This window comes from Bacillus sp. CIS52, assembly GCF_053545315.1.
The window spans coordinates 417,429-437,288 of sequence record NZ_JBIUFR010000001.1 but is presented as its reverse complement, the minus strand read 5'-3'; the positions used below and the strand labels follow the sequence as shown (position 1 = coordinate 437,288).

Below are 19,860 nucleotides of genomic sequence, written 5' to 3'. Positions count from 1 at the left end.
CTTGCGTGTTGCTGATCAATTACGACATATAAACGAAAGAATAAACGAAGCATGTAACAGATCGGGCCGAAGCCCCGAAGATGTAACCGTCATCGCGGTTACAAAATACGTATCAGCCGAAAGGGCTCAAGAGGCCGTGGATGCCGGTATTACAAGTCTGGGAGAAAACCGGGATGCCGAGCTTATCCGTAAGCAGGATGTCATCAAAGGCAGCCCCGTGTGGCACTTTATCGGCAGTCTTCAGTCCAGAAAGGTGAAGACCGTCGTTGACCGTGTATCTTATATACATTCCTTAGACAGACTGTCATTGGCTAAAGAAATTGAAAAACGGGCGCAGCATGCGGTTCGCTGTTTTGTGCAGGTGAATACTTCGCTTGAGCCGTCTAAGCACGGTTTGAAAACAGAGGAGGTCATCCCCTTTATCAGAGAGCTTTCTGAGTTTAGAAACATTTCTGTAGAGGGCCTGATGACGATGGCTCCCCTGACAGACGATACAGAAACGATCAGAGCCTGTTTCCGGCAATTGCGTGATCTGAGGGACCAGGTGCAGGAGCTGAACCAGACAAACGCACCGTGCCGGGAACTGTCAATGGGCATGTCAAATGATTATGAAATCGCTGTTGAAGAGGGCGCTACTTTTATCAGAATCGGCTCTTCATTAGTCGGAAATGAAACGGGGGGTGTAAACAAATGAGCATGAAAAATAAACTGAAAAACTTTTTCTCGATGGATGAGGAGGAGTACGAATACGAATACATTGAAACGGAGCAGGATCGTCCGGAAGAGCATGAACAGCAGAAAGATAAACAGAATGCCTACGCTCAGAAGCCGGCGGGCAAACAGAACGTAGTAAGCTTGCAAAGTGTTCAGAAATCCTCTAAAGTGGTGTTGAGTGAACCGCGTGTATATGCGGAAGCGCAGGAAATCGCCGATCATTTAAAGAACAGGCGGGCGGTTGTCGTCAATCTTCAGCGCATCCAGCATGATCAGGCGAAAAGAATCGTCGACTTTTTAAGCGGAACCGTCTATGCCATCGGCGGCGACATTCAAAGAATCGGTTCGGATATTTTTCTGTGCACGCCTGATAATGTCGATGTTTCCGGCACGATTTCGGAGCTTATAAATGAAGACGAACATCAGAGGTGGTAAAGCAGGATGATTCTTTATCAAATTTTTTCCGTTCTGAGTTATTTAATTTACATCTACTCGTTTGCCCTGATTATCTACATTTTTATGTCATGGGTGCCGAGTACGAGAGAAACGGCGGTCGGACGGTTTCTCGCATCGATTTGCGAACCGTATTTAGAGCCGTTCAGAAGGATCATTCCGCCCATTGCCATGCTGGATATATCCCCGATTGTAGCGATTATCGTGCTTCGGTTTGCCACGACGGGACTTTGGGGCCTATACCGCATGATCGCAATGTATACTTGAATGCGACAGTTTGATACGGGCTTGGCACCAGCCAAGCCTCTTTACATAGAAAGGAAAGAACATGAGCGATATTTACCAGCACTTCAGACACGATGAGCGCCCTTTTATCGACCAGGCGCTTGAATGGAAAGAGATTGTCCTGGACCAATATCGGATGAAGCTGACCGATTTCTTAGATCCGCGGGAACAGGTGATTGTAAAAGCCGTCATCGGCGATGCGTGCGGTCTTGCCTTTTTCGGGGGATATGACAGAGCTGAGCGCAAACGCGCGATTTTATATCCTGAATATATGGAACCTGAACAAGATGATTTTGAGCTTCAGGCCTTTGATGTTCAATACGCTGAAAAATTCGTCAACATCGATCACCGCTCTCTTCTCGGATCATTAATGGGGATCGGCTTAAAGCGGCAGAAATACGGCGATCTGATTTTCTCAGAGGAGGCCGTGCAGCTTATCGTTTCCGGTGAAATCGCCGATTTTGTCGGCACTCAGCTGACCAAAGCGGGCAAAGCGCCGGTAAAGCTTGAGAAAATCGAGCTTTCAGCTCTTCACATTCCCGCTTCAGATGTCGAAATAAGGGATGACACGGTTTCTTCATTGCGCCTCGACGCTGTCTGCGCTTCGATGAGCAGGCAATCCCGGCAGAAAGCGCAGACCCTTGTGAAAAACGGGCTCGTTAAGGTGAATTGGAAAGCCGTTGAGGATCCGTCCTATCAGGTTGCTGAAGGGGACATGCTTTCGATTCGGGGCTTCGGACGATGCAGTTTGACAAAAGTAGACGGAAAAACGAAAAAAGACAAATGGAAAGTCACATTCGAACGGCAAAAATGAGTCGTTTTTTCAGATTTTTTCTCCATCTATGGCCGTATTTGTTTTATAATGTGAACTAGATAACCGTACTGAAATGTAAAATGGAGGTGGCAATATGCCATTAACGCCGAATGATATCCATAACAAAACGTTTACAAAAGGTTTTCGCGGATATGATGAAGATGAAGTAAATGAATTTTTAATGCAGGTCAGAAAAGATTACGAAATCGCACTCCGTAAAAAAACGGAGCTTGAGGCGAAAGTGAACGAGCTGGATGAAAAAATCGGCCACTTTGCCAATATTGAAGAAACGCTGAATAAGTCAATTCTCGTAGCTCAAGAAGCGGCAGAAGACGTAAAGCGCAATTCGCAGAAAGAGGCGAAGCTGATCGTCCGTGAAGCAGAAAAAAATGCTGATCGAATCATCAATGAGTCGCTTTCCAAATCAAGAAAAATCGCAATGGAAATTGAAGAGCTGAAAAAACAGTCTAAAGTGTTCAGAACGCGTTTCCAAATGCTGATTGAGGCGCAGCTCGACCTGCTGAAAAACGATGATTGGGATCATCTGTTAGAATACGAAGTCGACGCGGTATTTGAGGAAAAAGAATAATTTTCAGATTTTCTTGACATTCTCCGGCCCGTTCGAATATAATACGTTCATAAATTCAGATGAAAAGACGATGAAAGGGACCGGCATGACTCAACGCAGGCCATAAAGCGAACCGGGGAAGGTGAAAGCCCGGGATGGCCGGAATCATGCAGATCAGCCCTTTAGTTTCCTTTCTGAACCGAGAGTAGGAAAGGACGTTCCATCACGTTACGATGTTCGAGAGGAAAAGACGGATGATCGTTTTTTCTAAAAGGGTGGTACCGCGAGATAAGCTTTCTCGTCCCTTATGGGATGAGAGGGCTTTTTTTATTTTCTGAAAAATGTTGTGGAGGAATGAAAATGGATTACAAAGATACGCTGTTAATGCCGAAAACAGATTTTCCGATGCGCGGAAATCTGCCGAACCGTGAGCCGGACATGCAGAAAGAATGGGAGGAGCAGGATATTTACCGTCTTGTTCAAGAACGGACGAAAGACCGCCCGAAATTCGTACTGCATGACGGACCTCCTTATGCAAACGGAGACATCCACATGGGTCATGCCCTGAATAAAATCCTGAAAGATTTTATCGTCCGCTATAAATCAATGAGCGGCTACAACGCCCCGTATGTGCCGGGGTGGGACACGCACGGTCTGCCGATTGAAACGGCACTGACAAAAAACAAAAAAGTGAACCGGAAAGAAATGTCCGTAGCCGATTTCCGCAAGCTTTGCGAAGAATATGCATGGCAGCAGATCGAAAGACAGCGCGAACAATTCAAGCGTCTCGGCGTCAGAGGCGATTGGGAAAACCCTTATGTTACGCTCCAGCCTGAATTTGAAGCGCAGCAGATCCGCGTTTTCGGCGAGATGGCGAAAAGAGGCTATATTTATAAAGGCCTGAAGCCTGTCAACTGGTCGCCTTCAAGTGAATCTGCCTTAGCAGAAGCGGAAATTGAATATCAGGACAAACGTTCGGCATCCATTTATGTTGCATTTAAGGTGAAAGACGGTAAAGGCGTTCTCGAGAACGGAGAAAGCTTTATTATCTGGACGACGACACCGTGGACAATGCCTGCCAACCTCGGAATTTCCGTTCATCCTGATCTTGAATACAATGTCATCAAGGTTGGAGACAAGCGTTATGTAGTAGCGGCTGAATTAATCGAAAGCGTAGCGGAGGCATGCGGCTTTGAAAATCCTGAAGTTGTCGCATCGTATAAAGGCAGAGAGTTAGAATACATCACTGCAGAACATCCGCTGTACGGCAGAGATTCACTCGTCATGCTCGGTGACCATGTTACAACCGATGCCGGAACAGGCTGTGTTCATACTGCTCCGGGCCACGGGGAAGATGACTTTATCGTCGGCCAAAAGTACGGCTTAGAAGTACTTTGCCCTGTCGATGAAAAAGGCAACATGACCGACGAAGCGCCGGGCTTTGAAGGAATGTTTTACGATAAAGCCAATAAACCGATCACGGAGAAGCTTGAAGAAAACGGCGCGCTCTTAAAGCTCGAGTTTATTACACACTCTTATCCGCATGACTGGAGAACAAAAAAACCGACTATTTTCAGAGCGACCGCGCAATGGTTTGCGTCAATTAAAGATTTCAGACCGGAGCTGCTTGATGCCATCAAACAAACGAAGTGGGTGCCGGAGTGGGGCGAACAGCGCCTTTACAACATGGTGCGCGACCGCGGCGACTGGTGTATTTCAAGACAGCGCGTCTGGGGCGTTCCGATCCCGGTATTTTATGCTGAAAACGGTGAGCCGATCATCACCGACGAAACGATTGAACACGTTTCTGAGCTGTTCAAACAGCACGGCTCAAACGTCTGGTTTGAAAGAGAGGCAAAAGACCTTCTGCCGGAAGGATTTACACATCCGGGAAGTCCGAACGGAATCTTCACGAAAGAGCAAGACATTATGGATGTATGGTTTGATTCAGGTTCTTCTCATCAGGCCGTTCTTGAAGAACGTGATGATCTCGTCCGCCCGGCTGATTTATACCTTGAAGGCTCTGACCAATACCGCGGCTGGTTTAACTCATCTCTTTCTACCGCCGTTGCAGTCACCGGCAAAGCGCCGTATAAAGGCGTATTAAGCCATGGATTTACACTTGATGCAAACGGCCGTAAAATGAGTAAATCACTCGGCAATACGATTGAGCCGACAAAAATCGCAAAACAGCTTGGAGCTGAAATTCTGCGTTTATGGGTTTCTTCCGTAAACTATCAGGCCGATCACCCGGTTTCTGAAGATATTCTGAAGCAGGTCGCGGAAGTATACCGGAAAGTCCGCAACACGTTCCGCTTCCTTCATGGCAACCTGTTCGATTTCGATCCAAGCGTCAATGCCGTTGATGTAAAAGATCTTCGTGAAGTGGATCAATATATGCTGATCAAGCTGAATAAGCTGATCGATAAAGTGAAAAAAGCGTACGATGAATACGAATTTGCGGTTGTTTATCACAGCATTCATAATTTCTGTACGATCGAGCTCAGCTCTTTCTATCTTGATTTCGCAAAAGATGTCGTGTACATCGAGCATGCGGATCATCCGGACCGCCGCAGCATGCAGACCGTCTTTTATGAAACGCTGCTGGCGTTAGTGAAGCTGACTGCGCCGATTCTCCCTCATACGGCGGATGAAATGTGGTCTCACTTATCATTTGTTGAAGAAGCGAGCGTGCAGCTGACAGATATGCCGGAAACCATCTCTGTTCCGGACAGTCAAGCGACAGAAGAAAAATTCGACCGCTTCATGGAGCTTCGCAATGACGTGCTGAAAGCTTTGGAAATGGCCCGTAACGAAAAAATTATCGGAAGATCATTGGAAGCGAGCCTGACTTTGTATCCGAACAAAGAAAACCGCGACCTCTTGTCATCCATTAAAGAAAACATCGCACAGCTGTTTATCGTCTCGGAACTGACAGTAAAAGACGAAAGCGAAGCGCCGGAAAACGCGCAAAGCTTCACAACAGGAAAAATGACCGTAGAAAAAGCGGAAGGTCAGATGTGTGAGCGGTCCCGCGTGATTTCTAAAGATGTCGGCGCCAATCCGAAGTATCCGACATTATCACTGCGCAATGCGGAAATCGTTGAAAAATATTATCAAAATTAATGAATGAGAAAGCGCCCGGCTGACAGCCGGGCGTTTTTTTTACATGCCACTAATGTCATCGATTAGAACGATAGGAAAAATCTTATGGGCTTCAAATGGCGCTCTGGGGGCAACAATAAAGCTATAAATCAAGAGCAGGAGTTGTGATGAATGAATGATCAACTGACCGCAATCCACACGGAGCTTCTCATGATGAAAGAAGAACTTCAATCAAGATTATTCGAATATTCTTGCTTTCAAATGTCAGCATCTGTTGAACCTTCAATGAACGACCAAGAAGCAACTCTGATCTATCATATAAAAGAAGAACTTCAGGATGTTCTTCTTGCCCTGTCTAAGTTTGAAAACAATACGTACGGTTATTGTGAAAAAACAGGCGCCCCCATTCCGATTGACAAGCTCGCGGTATTGCCGACGGCCAGAACCGCTGATGATTTTTATTATCCCGCTCAATTTGAAAAGAAAACCCTTCCATACTGGGTACCCGGAGACTATGCATATGATCAGGCGCTGTATGAGTGACAGCGTCTGTCTTCATGCCCTTATGATCTGCCTTTACTCCGGCATCTTTTACTGATAAAATTCATAAAGGATAAAAGTAACTGTATACTGGAGGAACGTGTGTGCTTTATTATCTTATCGCTCTTTTTATTATTATTGCCGATCAATTAACCAAATGGCTTGTCGTCAGCCATATGGAATTGGGACAAAGCATACCTGTCATCGATCAGGTGCTTTATATCACCTCTCATCGCAACACGGGAGCGGCATGGGGAATTTTAGCCGGCCAAATGTGGTTTTTCTACGTCATTACCATCGCCGTGATTATCGGAATCGTTTATTACATACAGCGTTATGCAAAAGGGCAGATGTTACTCGGAATTTCTCTCGGCTTAATGCTGGGAGGTGCAGCCGGAAACTTTATCGACCGGGCGGCACGCCAGGAAGTAGTCGATTTTATTCACGTCATCATCGTGAATTATCACTATCCGATTTTTAATATCGCGGACTCCTCACTGTGCGTCGGCGTCATACTTTTATTTATTCATATGCTGTTTGACAGCGGGAAAAAGAAGGAGCAATAACATGAATCAATTTGAGATAACCGTTCAGCCTGAACAAAAAAGCGAACGGATTGATAAATTTTTGGCCGCAGCAGGAGAAAACTGGTCACGCACTCAGGTGCAGCAATGGGTGAAAGAGGGACTGGTAACCGTTAACGGCAAATCCGTCAAAGCCAACTACAAAATGCAGCCCGGCGATCAGGTAACCGTCACCATTCCTGAACCGGAAGAACTGGACGTGCTTGCAGAGCCGATGGATCTGGATATTTACTATGAGGATCAGGACGTCTTGGTTGTGAACAAACCGCGGGGCATGGTCGTACATCCGGCGCCCGGCCATGTGACAGGGACGCTCGTAAACGGACTGATGGCTCACTGCAATGATCTTTCAGGCATTAACGGCGTCATGCGCCCTGGAATCGTCCATCGTATTGATAAAGATACCTCCGGCCTGTTAATGGTCGCCAAAAACGATATGGCGCATGAATCACTCGTTAATCAGCTCGTCAATAAAACCGTGACGAGAAAGTACACAGCGGTTGTCCACGGGTTGATTTCACATGATGACGGAACGATTGACGCTCCGATCGGAAGAGATAAGAAAGACCGTCAAAGCATGACCGTAACAAGAGAAGGCAGCAAAAACGCCGTCACGCATTTCCACGTGCTTGAGCGTTTTCAAAACTTCACGCTCGTAGAGTGCCGTCTTGAAACCGGAAGAACGCATCAGATCCGCGTTCATATGAAATATATCGGGTTTCCTTTGGCAGGCGATCCGAAGTACGGACCGAGAAAAACCATTGATTTCAACGGCCAGGCGCTTCATGCCGGAATATTAGGTTTTGATCATCCGCGGACGGGCGAATACATGGAGTTTGAAGCGCCCCTTCCTGAAGATATGAAAAAACTCATTGAACATTTGAGAAATAGCCATTGACAGCGACTTTCTTTTCTGAAATAATAAAAACAAGCTGAATAGATTCTTTAACACAGTCCAGAGAGGCTGAGAAGGATAACGGAAAGGACAGAAGAGATACGTGTGTGTCTTCGTCCTGGAAAGGAACCCCTCTATCGCTCTGGCAGGAGGGGTTTTTTCTTCTTATATACGAATGGAGAGGTGTCACGAGTGAATCAAAAAGCTGTTATTCTCGACGAACAGGCCATCAGAAGGGCGCTCACAAGGATAGCCCATGAAATGATCGAACGGAATAAAGGAATGAATGACTGCATTCTTGTAGGGATTAAAACAAGAGGCATTTATTTAGCAAAGCGGCTGGCGGAACGGATCGAACAGATTGAAGGAAATCCGGTCACCGTCGGAGAAATTGATATTACCCTTTACCGTGACGATCTCACAAAAAAAACGAGCAATGAGGAACCGCTTGTAAAAGGCGCGGACATTCCGGCTGATATCACAGACCAAAAGGTTATTGTGGTCGATGATGTGCTTTATACCGGCCGGACGGTGAGAGCGGCGATGGATGCACTCGTTGATGTCGGACGGCCGTCATCGATACAGCTTGCCGTGCTTGTCGACAGAGGGCACCGGGAGCTGCCGATCAGAGCGGACTATATCGGGAAAAATATCCCGACTTCAAAAGCTGAAAAAGTGATGGTTCAGCTGAGTGAAGTTGATCAGACTGATATGGTCGCCATATACGAAAATGAATAGTCACCCTTTTTAAATGCATTCCAGAGAGTCTGCAAAGAGGATTTTAAAACACAAAGCCGGGCGGATCGACGCGGCCGGGTTTTGTATGCCTCTTTGCGTAAAAGCAAAGAGGTTTTTTTATACCATTTGAAAGTCAACCGGGAGGAAAACGCCATGAGTAAGAAAAAAGTAAACCTGGGAGTCAGGGACGTCCCCAATCCATTGTCCTGGCTGTCATTCAGCCTGCAGCATTTATTCGCCATGTTCGGCTCAACCATACTCGTGCCGAAACTGGTCGGAATGAGCCCGGCAGTGGCGCTTGTCACGAGCGGAATCGGGACACTCGCCTATCTCTTGGTGACAAAAGGCCGGATTCCCGCTTATCTCGGCTCATCATTCGCTTTTATATCACCGATTATCTTGGTGAAAGCGGCGGGAGGGCCGGGGGCTGCCATGGTCGGCGCCTTCCTGGCGGGAATTGTGTACGGCCTGATCGCGCTGCTCATCAGGCAGCTTGGAACGGGGTGGCTGATGAAGCTGCTTCCCCCGGTGGTCGTCGGGCCGGTCATCATCGTCATCGGCCTCGGATTGGCGAGTACAGCCGTCAATATGGCAATGTATGCCGATCCGAATGCGAAGGAACTCGTCTACAGCCTGAAACATTTCAGTGTAGCCGGCGTCACTTTGGCCATCACCATTATCTGCGCCATCTTTTTACGGGGATTTTTAAGTCTGATTCCGGTATTGATCGGCATTATAGGCGGCTATCTGTTTGCGCTGACGCAGGGCATCGTCAATTTCCAGCCGGTCATTGATGCAAAATGGTTCGCCGTCCCTGAATTTATCATCCCTTTCAAAGATTATACGCCGTCAGTGACGTTGGGCATTGCGGCTGCGATGGTGCCGGTCGCTTTCGTGACGATGTCAGAACATATCGGCCATCAAATGGTGCTGAGTAAAGTTGTCGGGCAGGATTTCATTAAAAAGCCGGGACTGCACCGCTCCATAATGGGGGACAGTGTTGCGACGATCATCGCTTCGTTAATCGGCGGCCCGCCGACGACTACATACGGCGAGAACATCGGAGTACTGGCAATTACGAGAGTGTTCAGCGTCTTTGTCATCGGCGGCGCCGGCGTGATTGCGCTGTGCTTCGGATTTATCGGCAAAGTTTCAGCGCTGATCAGCTCTGTTCCCTCAGCGGTTATGGGAGGCGTTTCCTTCCTGCTCTTCGGAATCATCGCCTCCAGCGGCTTGAGAATGCTGATTGACAACAACATTGATTATGAAAACAAGCGAAATTTAATTATCACATCCGTCATCCTCGTGATCGGCGTCGGCGGTGCGTTCATTCAAGTATCAAAAGGCGGGTTTCAAATATCCGGCATGGCGCTTGCGGCAATCGTCGGAGTCATTCTGAACCTTGTCCTGCCGCACGCAAATGACGAAGACACGGACGTAACGGAAAAACAAAATCATATGTAAACCTTTTAAAGAAAGTCCAGAGAGGCTTGGAAGGGTTATAACGGGAAGAAGCTGTACGCCGCTTCTCTCTTTAACCGCACCCCGAGTCTATAGACCGGGGTGTTTTTTACGGCCTTCAAGCGGAAACGGAGGAGAAAAAACATGAATCATTTAACGGCGATGTCTGAACTGAGCGCGGCTGAAATTACAGAACTGCTGCGTGAGGCAAAAGCGATAAAAGAGGGTACAGTCCGCCCTGATCTCGCGGGAAAATTCGTTGCGAATCTGTTTTTTGAACCGAGCACGAGAACGCGGTTCAGCTTTGAAGTGGCGGAAAAGAAACTCGGAATGAACGTGCTCAGCTTAGACGGCACGAGCACAAGCGTTCAAAAAGGCGAGTCCTTATACGACACGGTCAGAACACTGGAATCAATCGGAGCGGACGCCTGCGTCATCAGGCACAGCACGGATGAATATTACAAAGATCTGATAGACAGAGTCAATATTCCGATCTTAAACGCAGGCGACGGCTGCGGCCAGCATCCGACTCAGTCATTGCTCGATTTAATGACGATTCAAGAGGAATTTGAGACCTTTCAGGGTCTGACGGTTTCCATTCATGGCGATATCAAACACAGCAGGGTGGCAAGGTCAAATGCCGAGGTGCTGACAAGGCTCGGCGCACGCGTGCTGTTTTCAGGGCCGCCGCAATGGCAGGATGAGAAAAACGCCTTCGGCACCTGTGTACAGACGGATGAAGCCATACAAGCTTCAGATGTCGTCATGCTGCTCCGCATCCAAAATGAAAGGCACCAGACAGAAGCCGACCAAAAAGGCTACCTGGAAGCATACGGGCTGACCGCAAAGCGGGCGGAAAGCATGAAGCGGCATGCCATTATCATGCACCCCGCACCGGTAAACAGAGGAGTCGAAATTGACACAACATTAGTAGAATGCGAAAAATCAAGAATCTTTAAACAAATGGAAAATGGTGTGTATATCAGAATGGCAGTCTTAAAAAGAGCACTGCAAACCAATGCGAAAAGGGGAGAAGCGGCTTATGTCTTATCTCATTAAAAACGGCTGGATGCTAAATGAACAGGGAGAAAAAGTGAAACAGGATATCCGGGTAACAGGAGAAATCATTGCGGAAACCGGCATTCTGACCGCGCAAGACGGAGAAACGGTGATTGACGCTGACGGACTGTTCGTCTCACCGGGACTCGTGGACCTTCATGTGCACTTCAGAGAACCGGGCGGCGAGAAAAAAGAAACCATTGAAACTGGCTCTAAAGCTGCGGCGCGCGGCGGTTTTACCACAGTCGCCGCCATGCCGAATACAAGACCCGTGCCGGATACGAAAGAGCAGATGGAATGGCTGCAAAACCGGATCAAAGAAACCTCATCTGTCAGAGTTCTTCCTTACGCATCCATTACGGTCAGACAAACCGGCCAAGAAATGACAGATTTTAAGGCGCTTCATGAAGCGGGCGCATTCGCCTTTACCGATGACGGCGTCGGCGTTCAGACGGCCGGAATGATGTATGAAGCCATGAAACGGGCGGCTTCAATAAATAAAGCGATTGTCGCTCATTGTGAGGATAACTCACTTATTTACGGCGGAAGCGTGCATGAAGGCTCTTTTTCAAAAGCGAACGGCCTGAACGGTATACCTTCCATTTGTGAAGCGGTACATATCGCCCGTGACGTGCTTCTGGCGGAAGCGGCGGGCTGCCATTACCATGTGTGTCATATCAGCACGAAAGAATCCGTCAGAACCGTAAGAGACGCAAAAAAAGCGGGAATCCGCGTGACAGCCGAAGTGTCGCCGCACCACCTGCTGCTTTGTGACGAAGATATCCCGGGACTTGATACCAATTTTAAAATGAATCCGCCGCTTCGCAGCAAAGAGGACAGAGCGGCGCTGATCGAAGGGCTTTTAGACGGCACGATTGATTTCATCGCCACTGACCATGCGCCGCATACAGAAGAAGAGAAAAATACGGACATGAAGCTTGCGCCTTTCGGTATCGTCGGTTTAGAAACAGCCTTTCCGCTTCTGTACACACATTTTGTGAAAAACGGGACGTGGACGCTGAAGCAGCTGGTTGATTTCATGACAACAAAACCTTGCGAAGCGTTCGGTCTTCCGTACGGAACGCTTGCACCAGGCGCACCGGCTGACATCACCCTGATTGATCTGGAAAAAGAAGCGGCCATTGACAAAGATACATTTTTATCTAAAGGAAAAAATACGCCATTCAACAAGATGAAGTGCTTCGGCTGGCCTGTTGCAACGATGGCTGCCGGTAAGCTTGCATATGAAGAAGGGAGACTCGTCAAATGAAAAGAAGACTAGTGCTGGAAAATGGAGCGGTATTTGAGGGTGAAGCATTCGGGAGCCTGGAGCATACCGCGGGTGAAGTCGTATTCAACACGGGAATGACCGGTTATCAGGAAATTTTATCAGACCCTTCCTACTGCGGGCAGATCGTGACACTGACGTATCCTCTGATCGGCAACTACGGGATTAACAGAGATGACTTTGAATCCATCACTCCTTTTGTAAAAGGGCTGATCGTAAAAGAACTGTGCGAGCTGCCTTCCAACTGGAGATCTGCTTACACGCTTGACGAGTATTTAAAAATGAAAAATATCCCCGGCTTACAAGGGATTGACACGCGAAAGCTCACAAGAATGATCCGCACGGCCGGTGCATTAAAAGGAACATTTGCATCTTGCGAGGAGGATGTCGAAGCGGTTCTGGCACGTCTGAAAGAAACGGAACTGCCGAGAAATCAAGTCGCTCAAGTATCGGCGAAAACGGCTTATCCGAGTCCGGGCCGCGGCAAACGCATCGTACTCGTTGATTTCGGCATGAAGCACGGCATTTTAAGAGAATTAAACAAACGAAAATGTGATGTCATCGTTGTGCCGTACAATGTAACGGCGGAAGAAGTGCTCCAGCTGAAGCCGGACGGCATCATGCTATCTAACGGACCCGGAGATCCGAAAGATGTGCCGGAAGCGATTGAGATGATAAAAGGCATACTCGGGAAGGTGCCGTTATTCGGAATCTGTCTCGGCCATCAATTATTTGCGCTGGCATCAGGAGCGGATACGGAAAAAATGAAATTCGGACACAGGGGCTCCAACCATCCGGTTAAAGAGCTTGCGACAGGGAAAGTCGCTTTAACCGCTCAAAACCACGGATATACAGTTTCTTCTATAGATGAGACGGAGCTTGAAGTGACGCACATTGCGATCAATGACCAAACGATCGAAGGCCTCAAGCATAAAACATTGCCGGCATTTACGGTTCAGTACCACCCCGAAGCTTCACCGGGGCCGGAAGATGCCAATCATTTATTTGACAGATTCATTGACTTGATCGAAACAACTGAGAAAGAAGGGGAAGCGGTATGCCAAAACGCGTAGATATTAAAAAGATTTTAGTGATCGGATCAGGCCCGATTATTATCGGACAGGCGGCGGAATTTGATTATGCGGGCACACAGGCGTGTCTCGCTTTAAAGGAAGAAGGCTATGAAGTCATTCTCGTCAACTCAAATCCGGCAACGATTATGACGGATACGGAAATGGCCGACCGGGTATACATCGAACCGCTGACGACGGAATTTCTCACGCGTATCATCAGAAAAGAGCGGCCGGATGCCATCCTGCCGACCCTCGGAGGGCAGACCGGACTGAATCTTGCCGTCGAGCTGTCTGAACTCGGGGTTCTCGAGGAATGCGGAGTGGAAGTGCTCGGCACAAAACTGTCCGCCATCCAGCAGGCGGAAGATCGCGACTTATTCCGTACACTGATGAATGAGCTGAATGAACCGGTGCCGGAAAGCGAGATTATCCGCACTTTGCAGGAAGCTGAGGAATTTGTCGGCCGGATCGGGTTTCCGGTTATCGTGCGCCCCGCTTACACATTAGGCGGAACGGGAGGAGGCATCTGCTCGAATGAAGCGGAGCTGAAAGAGATCGTCGAAAACGGATTAAAACTAAGCCCCGTCCATCAATGCCTATTGGAAAAAAGCATCGCCGGCTACAAAGAGATCGAATATGAAGTCATGAGAGACAGCAGAGATCACGCGATCGTCGTCTGCAATATGGAAAATATCGACCCGGTCGGCATCCATACGGGCGACAGCATCGTCGTTGCTCCGAGCCAGACGCTGAGCGACCGGGAATACCAGCTTTTGCGCAATGTTTCATTAAAGCTGATCCGCGCGCTCGGCATAGAAGGCGGCTGTAATGTTCAGCTCGCGCTCGATCCCGACAGCTTCCAATATTACATTATCGAAGTGAATCCGCGGGTGAGCCGCTCATCCGCCCTCGCTTCAAAAGCGACAGGTTACCCAATCGCAAAGCTTGCGGCGAAAATCGCAGTCGGGCTTTCTCTTGATGAAATGATGAACCCCGTAACGGGAAAAACATATGCGGCTTTTGAGCCTGCGCTTGACTATGTCGTGTCAAAAATCCCGCGCTGGCCGTTTGATAAATTTGAGTCGGCAAACCGCAGACTCGGAACGCAGATGAAAGCCACCGGAGAGGTCATGGCTATCGGACGCACCCTTGAAGAATCGCTGTTAAAGGCGGTCCGCTCATTGGAAGCTGATGTCTATCACCTGGAACTGAAGGATGCGGAAGAAATTTCTGACGGACTTTTGGAAAAACGGATCAGAAAGGCCGGAGATGAACGGCTGTTTTACCTTGCCGAAGCGTTCAGAAGAGGCTACACAGTCGAGCAGCTTCATGAGTTTTCCGCAATTGACGTCTTCTTTTTGCACAAGCTCTGTAAGCTGGTCGCTTTTGAAACCGAGCTGAAAGCGGAAAAAGGCAGCCTCACCATCCTGCAGACAGCGAAGGAACTCGGTTTCTCCGACAAATACATCAGCCGGGAATGGAATATGCCGGAACAAGAGCTGTACCAAATGAGAAAAGAAGCAGCCATCAAGCCTGTATATAAAATGGTGGATACGTGCGCGGCGGAATTCGAATCAGAAACCCCGTACTTCTACAGCACATATGAGGAAGAAAATGAATCTGAAGTGACATCAAGAAAAAGCGTCGTCGTCCTCGGCTCCGGCCCGATCCGCATAGGACAGGGCGTCGAATTTGACTATGCGACTGTTCACTCTGTCTGGGCGATCAAGCAGGCAGGCTATGAAGCGATTATTATCAACAACAACCCTGAGACAGTGTCAACTGATTTCAGCATTTCAGACAAGCTGTATTTTGAACCGCTGACGGTTGAAGATGTCATGCATATCATTGATTTGGAACAGCCGGAAGGCGTCGTCGTCCAATTCGGCGGCCAGACGGCGATCAATCTTGCGGAAGAATTGAGCGCTCGCGGCGTCAAGATCCTCGGCACATCACTTGAGGATTTAGACCGTGCGGAAGATCGGGATAAGTTCGAGCAGGCGCTTGAGGCGCTGAACGTGCCGCAGCCGCTCGGAAAAACAGCTGTGTCGGTGAATGAAGCGGTCAAAATTGCCGCATCCATCGGCTATCCGGTACTTGTCCGCCCTTCATATGTGCTCGGCGGCCGGGCGATGGAGATCGTCTATCACGAAGAAGAGCTGCTTCACTATATGAAAAATGCGGTCAAAATCAACCCGCAGCATCCGGTGTTAATCGACCGTTATCTGACGGGGAAAGAAATCGAAGTCGACGCCGTATCTGACGGCGAAACAGTCGTCATCCCGGGAATTATGGAGCATATCGAGCGGGCCGGCGTCCATTCAGGGGATTCAATCGCCGTCTATCCGCCTCAGTCTTTAAGCGGAGACATTAAGAAAAAAATCGAACAATACACTGTAGCCTTGGCAAAAGGCCTCAACATCGTCGGTTTGCTGAACATCCAATTCGTCCTGTCACAAGGTGAAGTGTATGTGCTTGAAGTAAATCCGCGGTCAAGCAGAACCGTGCCGTTCTTAAGCAAAATCACAAAGATTCCGATGGCGAATCTGGCGACAAAGGTCATTCTCGGCCAAAAGCTTGCTGATTTCGGCTATCAAGAGGGACTGCAGCCTGAACAGCAGGGGGTGTACGTGAAAGCGCCTGTCTTCTCATTCGCGAAGCTGAGAAGAGTGGATATTACATTAGGGCCTGAAATGAAGTCGACGGGAGAGGTCATGGGCAAAGATTCAACTCTTGAAAAAGCGCTCTATAAAGCACTGATTGCCTCTGGCATTCAAATTCCGAATTACGGCTCGGTGCTGTTGACTGTTGCTGATAAAGATAAAGAAGAAGGACTTCTGATCGCGAAGCGGTTCCATGCTATCGGCTATAACATCATGGCGACGGAAGGAACGGCCGCTTATTTGAAAGACGCTCAGATTCCGGCTCAGGTTGTCGGGAAAATCGGCGAAGAAGGGAAGAATCTCATCGACGTCATCAGAAACGGAGAAGCGCAATTTGTCATCAATACGCTGACAAAAGGAAAACAGCCGGCCAGAGACGGCTTCAGAATCCGCCGTGAATCCGTTGAGAACGGAGTCGCCTGCCTGACATCTTTAGATACGGCCGAAGCCATTTTGCGGGTGTTGGAAAGCATGACATTCCGGGCGGATCATATGCCTGCATCTGAAACCAATCAAAAGGCGGCCGTTACGGTATGAAGAAAGCGCACTTGACTGTTCAATCCAACTCAGAAATTGCCGACCGGATTTATAAGATGGTGCTGAAAGGAGAGGTTGTCCGGCACTTTACCGAGCCGGGACAATTTCTTCATCTGAAGGTAAGTGACGCGGTCACGCCGCTATTAAGAAGGCCGCTCAGCATTGCGGACGTCAATTTCGCCGCGGATGAAGTATCCGTTATCTACAGAGCTGACGGTGAGGGGACGCGTCTTTTGTCTGAGAAAAAAGAGGGCGGCAGGATAGACGTTCTCGGCCCTCTCGGCAACGGATTCCCCGTCCGGCGGATAGAACCCGGCAAAACCGCGCTGTTAGTCGGAGGCGGAGTCGGGGTTCCGCCTTTGCAGGAACTGTCAAAGCGACTGACGGAAAAAGGTGTAAACGTTATTCATGTGCTTGGGTTTCAATCAGCAAAGGATGTGTTTTACGAACAGGAATGTCTCGCGTACGGAGATACCTACGTGGCGACTGCTGACGGAACATATGGAGAAAAAGGATTTGTCACCGATGTCATCCGCGAAAAGCAGCTCGAATTCGATGTCCTGCTCAGCTGCGGGCCGACACCGATGCTGAAAGCGCTGAAGCAGCAGTACGGCCATAAAGAGGTTTACCTTTCGATGGAAGAGCGGATGGGCTGCGGAATAGGGGCTTGCTTCGCCTGCGTGTGCCGTACGGGCGAAAGCGATACGTCGTATGTAAAAGTCTGCCTTGACGGGCCGGTATTTAAAGCTGAGGAGGTGGCGCTGTAATGTTAGAGGTGAATCTGCCGGGTCTCCAATTGAAAAACCCGATCATCCCCGCTTCCGGATGTTTCGGTTTCGGGAAGGAATATGCCGGATTTTACGATTTATCATGCCTCGGAGGCATCATGATTAAAGCCACCACGAACGAAGCGCGCTTCGGAAATCCGACACCGAGAGTGGCGGAGACAAGCGCGGGAATGCTGAATGCCATCGGACTGCAAAATCCCGGTCTGGAGCATGTGCTCAATCATGAGCTGCCTTGGCTCGAACAGTTTGACACGCCGATTATCGCAAACGTCGCGGGTTCTCAGGTGGAAGACTATAAAGAAGTGGCCGAACGCATCAGCCAAGCGCCGAATGTGCATGCGCTTGAGCTGAACATCTCGTGTCCGAATGTCAAAACGGGCGGTATTGCTTTTGGAACTGATCCCGTCATGGCGGCCGATCTGACAAAAGCGGTGAAAGAAGTTTCCTCAGTGCCTGTGTATGTGAAGCTTTCTCCTAATGTCGCAAACATAACCGAAATTGCGAAAGCGATTGAAGCGGCCGGTGCTGACGGGCTGACGATGATTAATACACTTGTCGGAATGAGGCTCGATCTTAAGACGGGACGGCCGATTTTAGCAAATAAAACGGGCGGACTGTCAGGCCCGGCAATCAAACCGGTCGCCATCCGGATGGTATACGAAGTCAGCCAGGCCGTTGAAATTCCGATTATCGGGATGGGCGGCGTCCAGACCTCAGAAGATGCATTAGAATTTCTTCTCGCCGGAGCGAGTGCGGTTGCCGTCGGGACGGCCAACTTCGTCAATCCGTTCGTCTGCCCGGAAATCATTGAACAGCTCCCTCATGTGCTGCGCCAATACGGTTATCAATCTGTAAGTGAATGCATCGGAAGGAGCTGGAAACATGCAAAACAACCTGCCCATCATCGCGCTTGATTTTGCATCAGGAGAAGAAACTTTAGCGTTTCTAGATTTGTTTGAAAAGGAAAAGCTGTTTGTCAAAACGGGGATGGAACTTTTTTATCAGGAAGGACCCGCCATCATTCATCAATTAAAAGAACGGAACTGTGATATATTTTTAGATTTGAAGCTTCATGATATTCCGACTACAGTCAATAAAGCGATGAAGCGGCTTGCGGGCCTCGGCGTTGATCTCGTCAATGTACATGCCGCAGGGGGCGGACGCATGATGCGCGCAGCTCTTGAGGGGCTTGAAGAAGGCACCCCGGCAGGCAAAAAACGCCCGTCATTAATCGCAGTCACCCAGCTGACGAGCACTTCAGAGCAGATGGCGAAGGAAGAGCTTCTGCTGCAAAAGCCGCTGTCAGAAACGGTTGTGCATTACGGCAAAATGGCTGAAGAGTGCGGGCTGGACGGCGTGGTATGTTCGGTTCATGAAACAAAAGCCATTTATGAAGCGGTCCGGCCGTCATTTCTGACAGTCACGCCGGGCATCCGCACGGCCAATGACGCCGCTGATGATCAAGTCCGGACGGCGACTCCGTCATTTGCGAAAGAAAACGGTTCGTCTGCCATTGTCGTGGGCCGTTCAATTACAAAAGCGGAAAACCCCGTTAAAGCATATGAAGCCATTAAACTGGAATGGGAGGGCGTTCGCCGATGAAACAGGCTATCGCAAAACATCTATTACACATTGAAGCTGTCTTTTTACGCCCGAATGAGCCGTTTACGTGGGCGAGCGGCATTTTATCGCCGATCTATTGTGACAACCGTCTGACATTGTCGTATCCAAAAGTGAGAAATGATGTGGCGGACGGGCTCGGCAGACTGCTGAAAGAGCATTTCCCCGAGGCGGAGATGATCGCGGGCACTGCAACGGCAGGCATTCCGCATGCTGCGCTTCTCGCAGACCGTACAGGCGCTCCGATGTGCTACGTCAGAAGCAAACCGAAAGCGCACGGCAAAGGAAATCAAATTGAAGGCGCCGTTAAAAAAGGACAAAAAACAGTCGTGATTGAAGACTTGATTTCTACCGGTGGCAGCGTGCTTGAAGCTGCGGCGGCCCTTCAAAGAGAGGGCGCGGAAGTTCTCGGCGTCCTTTCAATTTTTACATACGGACTGCCGAAAGCAAGAGAAGCCTTTAAAAAAGCGGGTCTGCCGTACTACTCGTTAACAGATTATGACACGCTGATTGAAGTAGCGCTTGAAAACGGAACGATACATTCAGATGACATTGAGAAACTGAGATCATGGAAACAGAATCCCGAGTCAAAAGATTGGTTTAAAAAATAATGACAATAAAAACAGGCCTCAGGGCCTGTTTTATTATTCCTATCAAAAAACTCGGGTTGACTTC

At 48.9% G+C, this 19,860-nt stretch carries 19 protein-coding genes and 1 other annotated feature; all 19 genes read left to right on the top strand.

What is annotated here, in order from left to right:
• The first annotated feature begins 1 nt into the window (after position 1).
• The 19 genes from ACH32G_RS01615 to pyrE all read left to right on the top strand — a co-directional run bounded on the left by ACH32G_RS01615 (position 2) and on the right by pyrE (position 19,796).
• Positions 2-694 (top strand): YggS family pyridoxal phosphate-dependent enzyme, encoded by a 693-nt coding sequence (locus ACH32G_RS01615; protein WP_049628433.1) that lies wholly within the window; start codon positions 2-4, stop codon positions 692-694.
• Complete coding sequence (gene sepF / locus ACH32G_RS01610; RefSeq protein WP_045926086.1) at positions 691-1,149, top strand: cell division protein SepF; 459 nt, start codon at positions 691-693, stop codon at positions 1,147-1,149. Before ACH32G_RS01615 ends, sepF begins: the two co-directional genes overlap by 4 nt.
• 6 nt (positions 1,150-1,155) lie before the next feature.
• Positions 1,156-1,434: a YggT family protein gene (locus tag ACH32G_RS01605; protein WP_016936193.1), complete on the top strand. Its 279-nt coding sequence runs from the start codon at positions 1,156-1,158 to the stop codon at positions 1,432-1,434.
• Positions 1,435-1,495: 61 nt separating this feature from the next.
• Positions 1,496-2,266 (top strand): YlmH family RNA-binding protein, encoded by a 771-nt coding sequence (locus ACH32G_RS01600; protein WP_016936192.1) that lies wholly within the window; start codon positions 1,496-1,498, stop codon positions 2,264-2,266.
• A gap of 94 nt (positions 2,267-2,360) precedes the next feature.
• On the top strand, positions 2,361-2,855 hold the full coding sequence (gene divIVA / locus ACH32G_RS01595; protein ID WP_003154406.1) for a septum site-determining protein DivIVA: 495 nt from the start codon (positions 2,361-2,363) through the stop codon (positions 2,853-2,855).
• 61 nt (positions 2,856-2,916) lie between these two features.
• Positions 2,917-3,143 (top strand) — a binding site (T-box leader).
• Between the two features lie 51 nt (positions 3,144-3,194).
• A complete protein-coding gene (gene ileS, locus ACH32G_RS01590) occupies positions 3,195-5,960 on the top strand; it encodes an isoleucine--tRNA ligase (protein WP_016936191.1) in 2,766 nt (921 codons plus the stop codon).
• Between the two features lie 150 nt (positions 5,961-6,110).
• Entirely contained in the window at positions 6,111-6,482 is a 372-nt protein-coding gene (locus ACH32G_RS01585; protein ID WP_045926089.1) for a TraR/DksA family transcriptional regulator, read from the top strand.
• Positions 6,483-6,583: 101 nt separating this feature from the next.
• Positions 6,584-7,045, top strand: a complete 462-nt coding sequence (gene lspA, locus ACH32G_RS01580; protein WP_016936189.1) for a signal peptidase II — start codon at positions 6,584-6,586, stop codon at positions 7,043-7,045.
• A 1-nt stretch (position 7,046) separates the two neighbouring features.
• A complete protein-coding gene (locus tag ACH32G_RS01575; protein ID WP_064778880.1) occupies positions 7,047-7,961 on the top strand; it encodes an RluA family pseudouridine synthase in 915 nt (304 codons plus the stop codon).
• A 189-nt stretch (positions 7,962-8,150) separates the two neighbouring features.
• Entirely contained in the window at positions 8,151-8,696 is a 546-nt protein-coding gene (pyrR, locus tag ACH32G_RS01570) for a bifunctional pyrimidine operon transcriptional regulator/uracil phosphoribosyltransferase (RefSeq protein WP_003154392.1), read from the top strand.
• Positions 8,697-8,849: 153 nt separating this feature from the next.
• Positions 8,850-10,160: a uracil permease PyrP gene (gene pyrP, locus ACH32G_RS01565; RefSeq protein WP_448813919.1), complete on the top strand. Its 1,311-nt coding sequence runs from the start codon at positions 8,850-8,852 to the stop codon at positions 10,158-10,160.
• 141 nt (positions 10,161-10,301) lie between these two features.
• Complete coding sequence (locus ACH32G_RS01560) at positions 10,302-11,216, top strand: aspartate carbamoyltransferase catalytic subunit (protein ID WP_045926091.1); 915 nt, start codon at positions 10,302-10,304, stop codon at positions 11,214-11,216.
• Positions 11,200-12,486 carry a dihydroorotase gene (locus ACH32G_RS01555; RefSeq protein ID WP_366969406.1) on the top strand — a complete coding sequence of 429 codons (1,287 nt, stop codon included), beginning with the start codon at positions 11,200-11,202 and terminating at the stop codon, positions 12,484-12,486. Before ACH32G_RS01560 ends, ACH32G_RS01555 begins: the two co-directional genes overlap by 17 nt.
• On the top strand, positions 12,483-13,577 hold the full coding sequence (locus tag ACH32G_RS01550; RefSeq protein WP_016936184.1) for a carbamoyl phosphate synthase small subunit: 1,095 nt from the start codon (positions 12,483-12,485) through the stop codon (positions 13,575-13,577). Before ACH32G_RS01555 ends, ACH32G_RS01550 begins: the two co-directional genes overlap by 4 nt.
• On the top strand, positions 13,562-16,777 hold the full coding sequence (carB, locus tag ACH32G_RS01545; RefSeq protein WP_448813918.1) for a carbamoyl-phosphate synthase (glutamine-hydrolyzing) large subunit: 3,216 nt from the start codon (positions 13,562-13,564) through the stop codon (positions 16,775-16,777). Before ACH32G_RS01550 ends, carB begins: the two co-directional genes overlap by 16 nt.
• Positions 16,774-17,544 carry a dihydroorotate dehydrogenase electron transfer subunit gene (locus ACH32G_RS01540; protein ID WP_188154032.1) on the top strand — a complete coding sequence of 257 codons (771 nt, stop codon included), beginning with the start codon at positions 16,774-16,776 and terminating at the stop codon, positions 17,542-17,544. Before carB ends, ACH32G_RS01540 begins: the two co-directional genes overlap by 4 nt.
• Positions 17,544-18,479: a dihydroorotate dehydrogenase gene (locus tag ACH32G_RS01535; protein ID WP_188154033.1), complete on the top strand. Its 936-nt coding sequence runs from the start codon at positions 17,544-17,546 to the stop codon at positions 18,477-18,479. Before ACH32G_RS01540 ends, ACH32G_RS01535 begins: the two co-directional genes overlap by 1 nt.
• The gene (pyrF, locus tag ACH32G_RS01530) at positions 18,448-19,167 is read left to right on the top strand and encodes an orotidine-5'-phosphate decarboxylase (protein WP_188154034.1); all 720 of its coding nucleotides are present in this window, start codon (positions 18,448-18,450) and stop codon (positions 19,165-19,167) included. Before ACH32G_RS01535 ends, pyrF begins: the two co-directional genes overlap by 32 nt.
• Positions 19,164-19,796, top strand: a complete 633-nt coding sequence (gene pyrE / locus ACH32G_RS01525) for an orotate phosphoribosyltransferase (protein WP_045926097.1) — start codon at positions 19,164-19,166, stop codon at positions 19,794-19,796. The genes pyrF and pyrE overlap by 4 nt, the downstream gene beginning before the upstream one ends.
• Positions 19,797-19,860 lie beyond the last annotated feature (64 nt).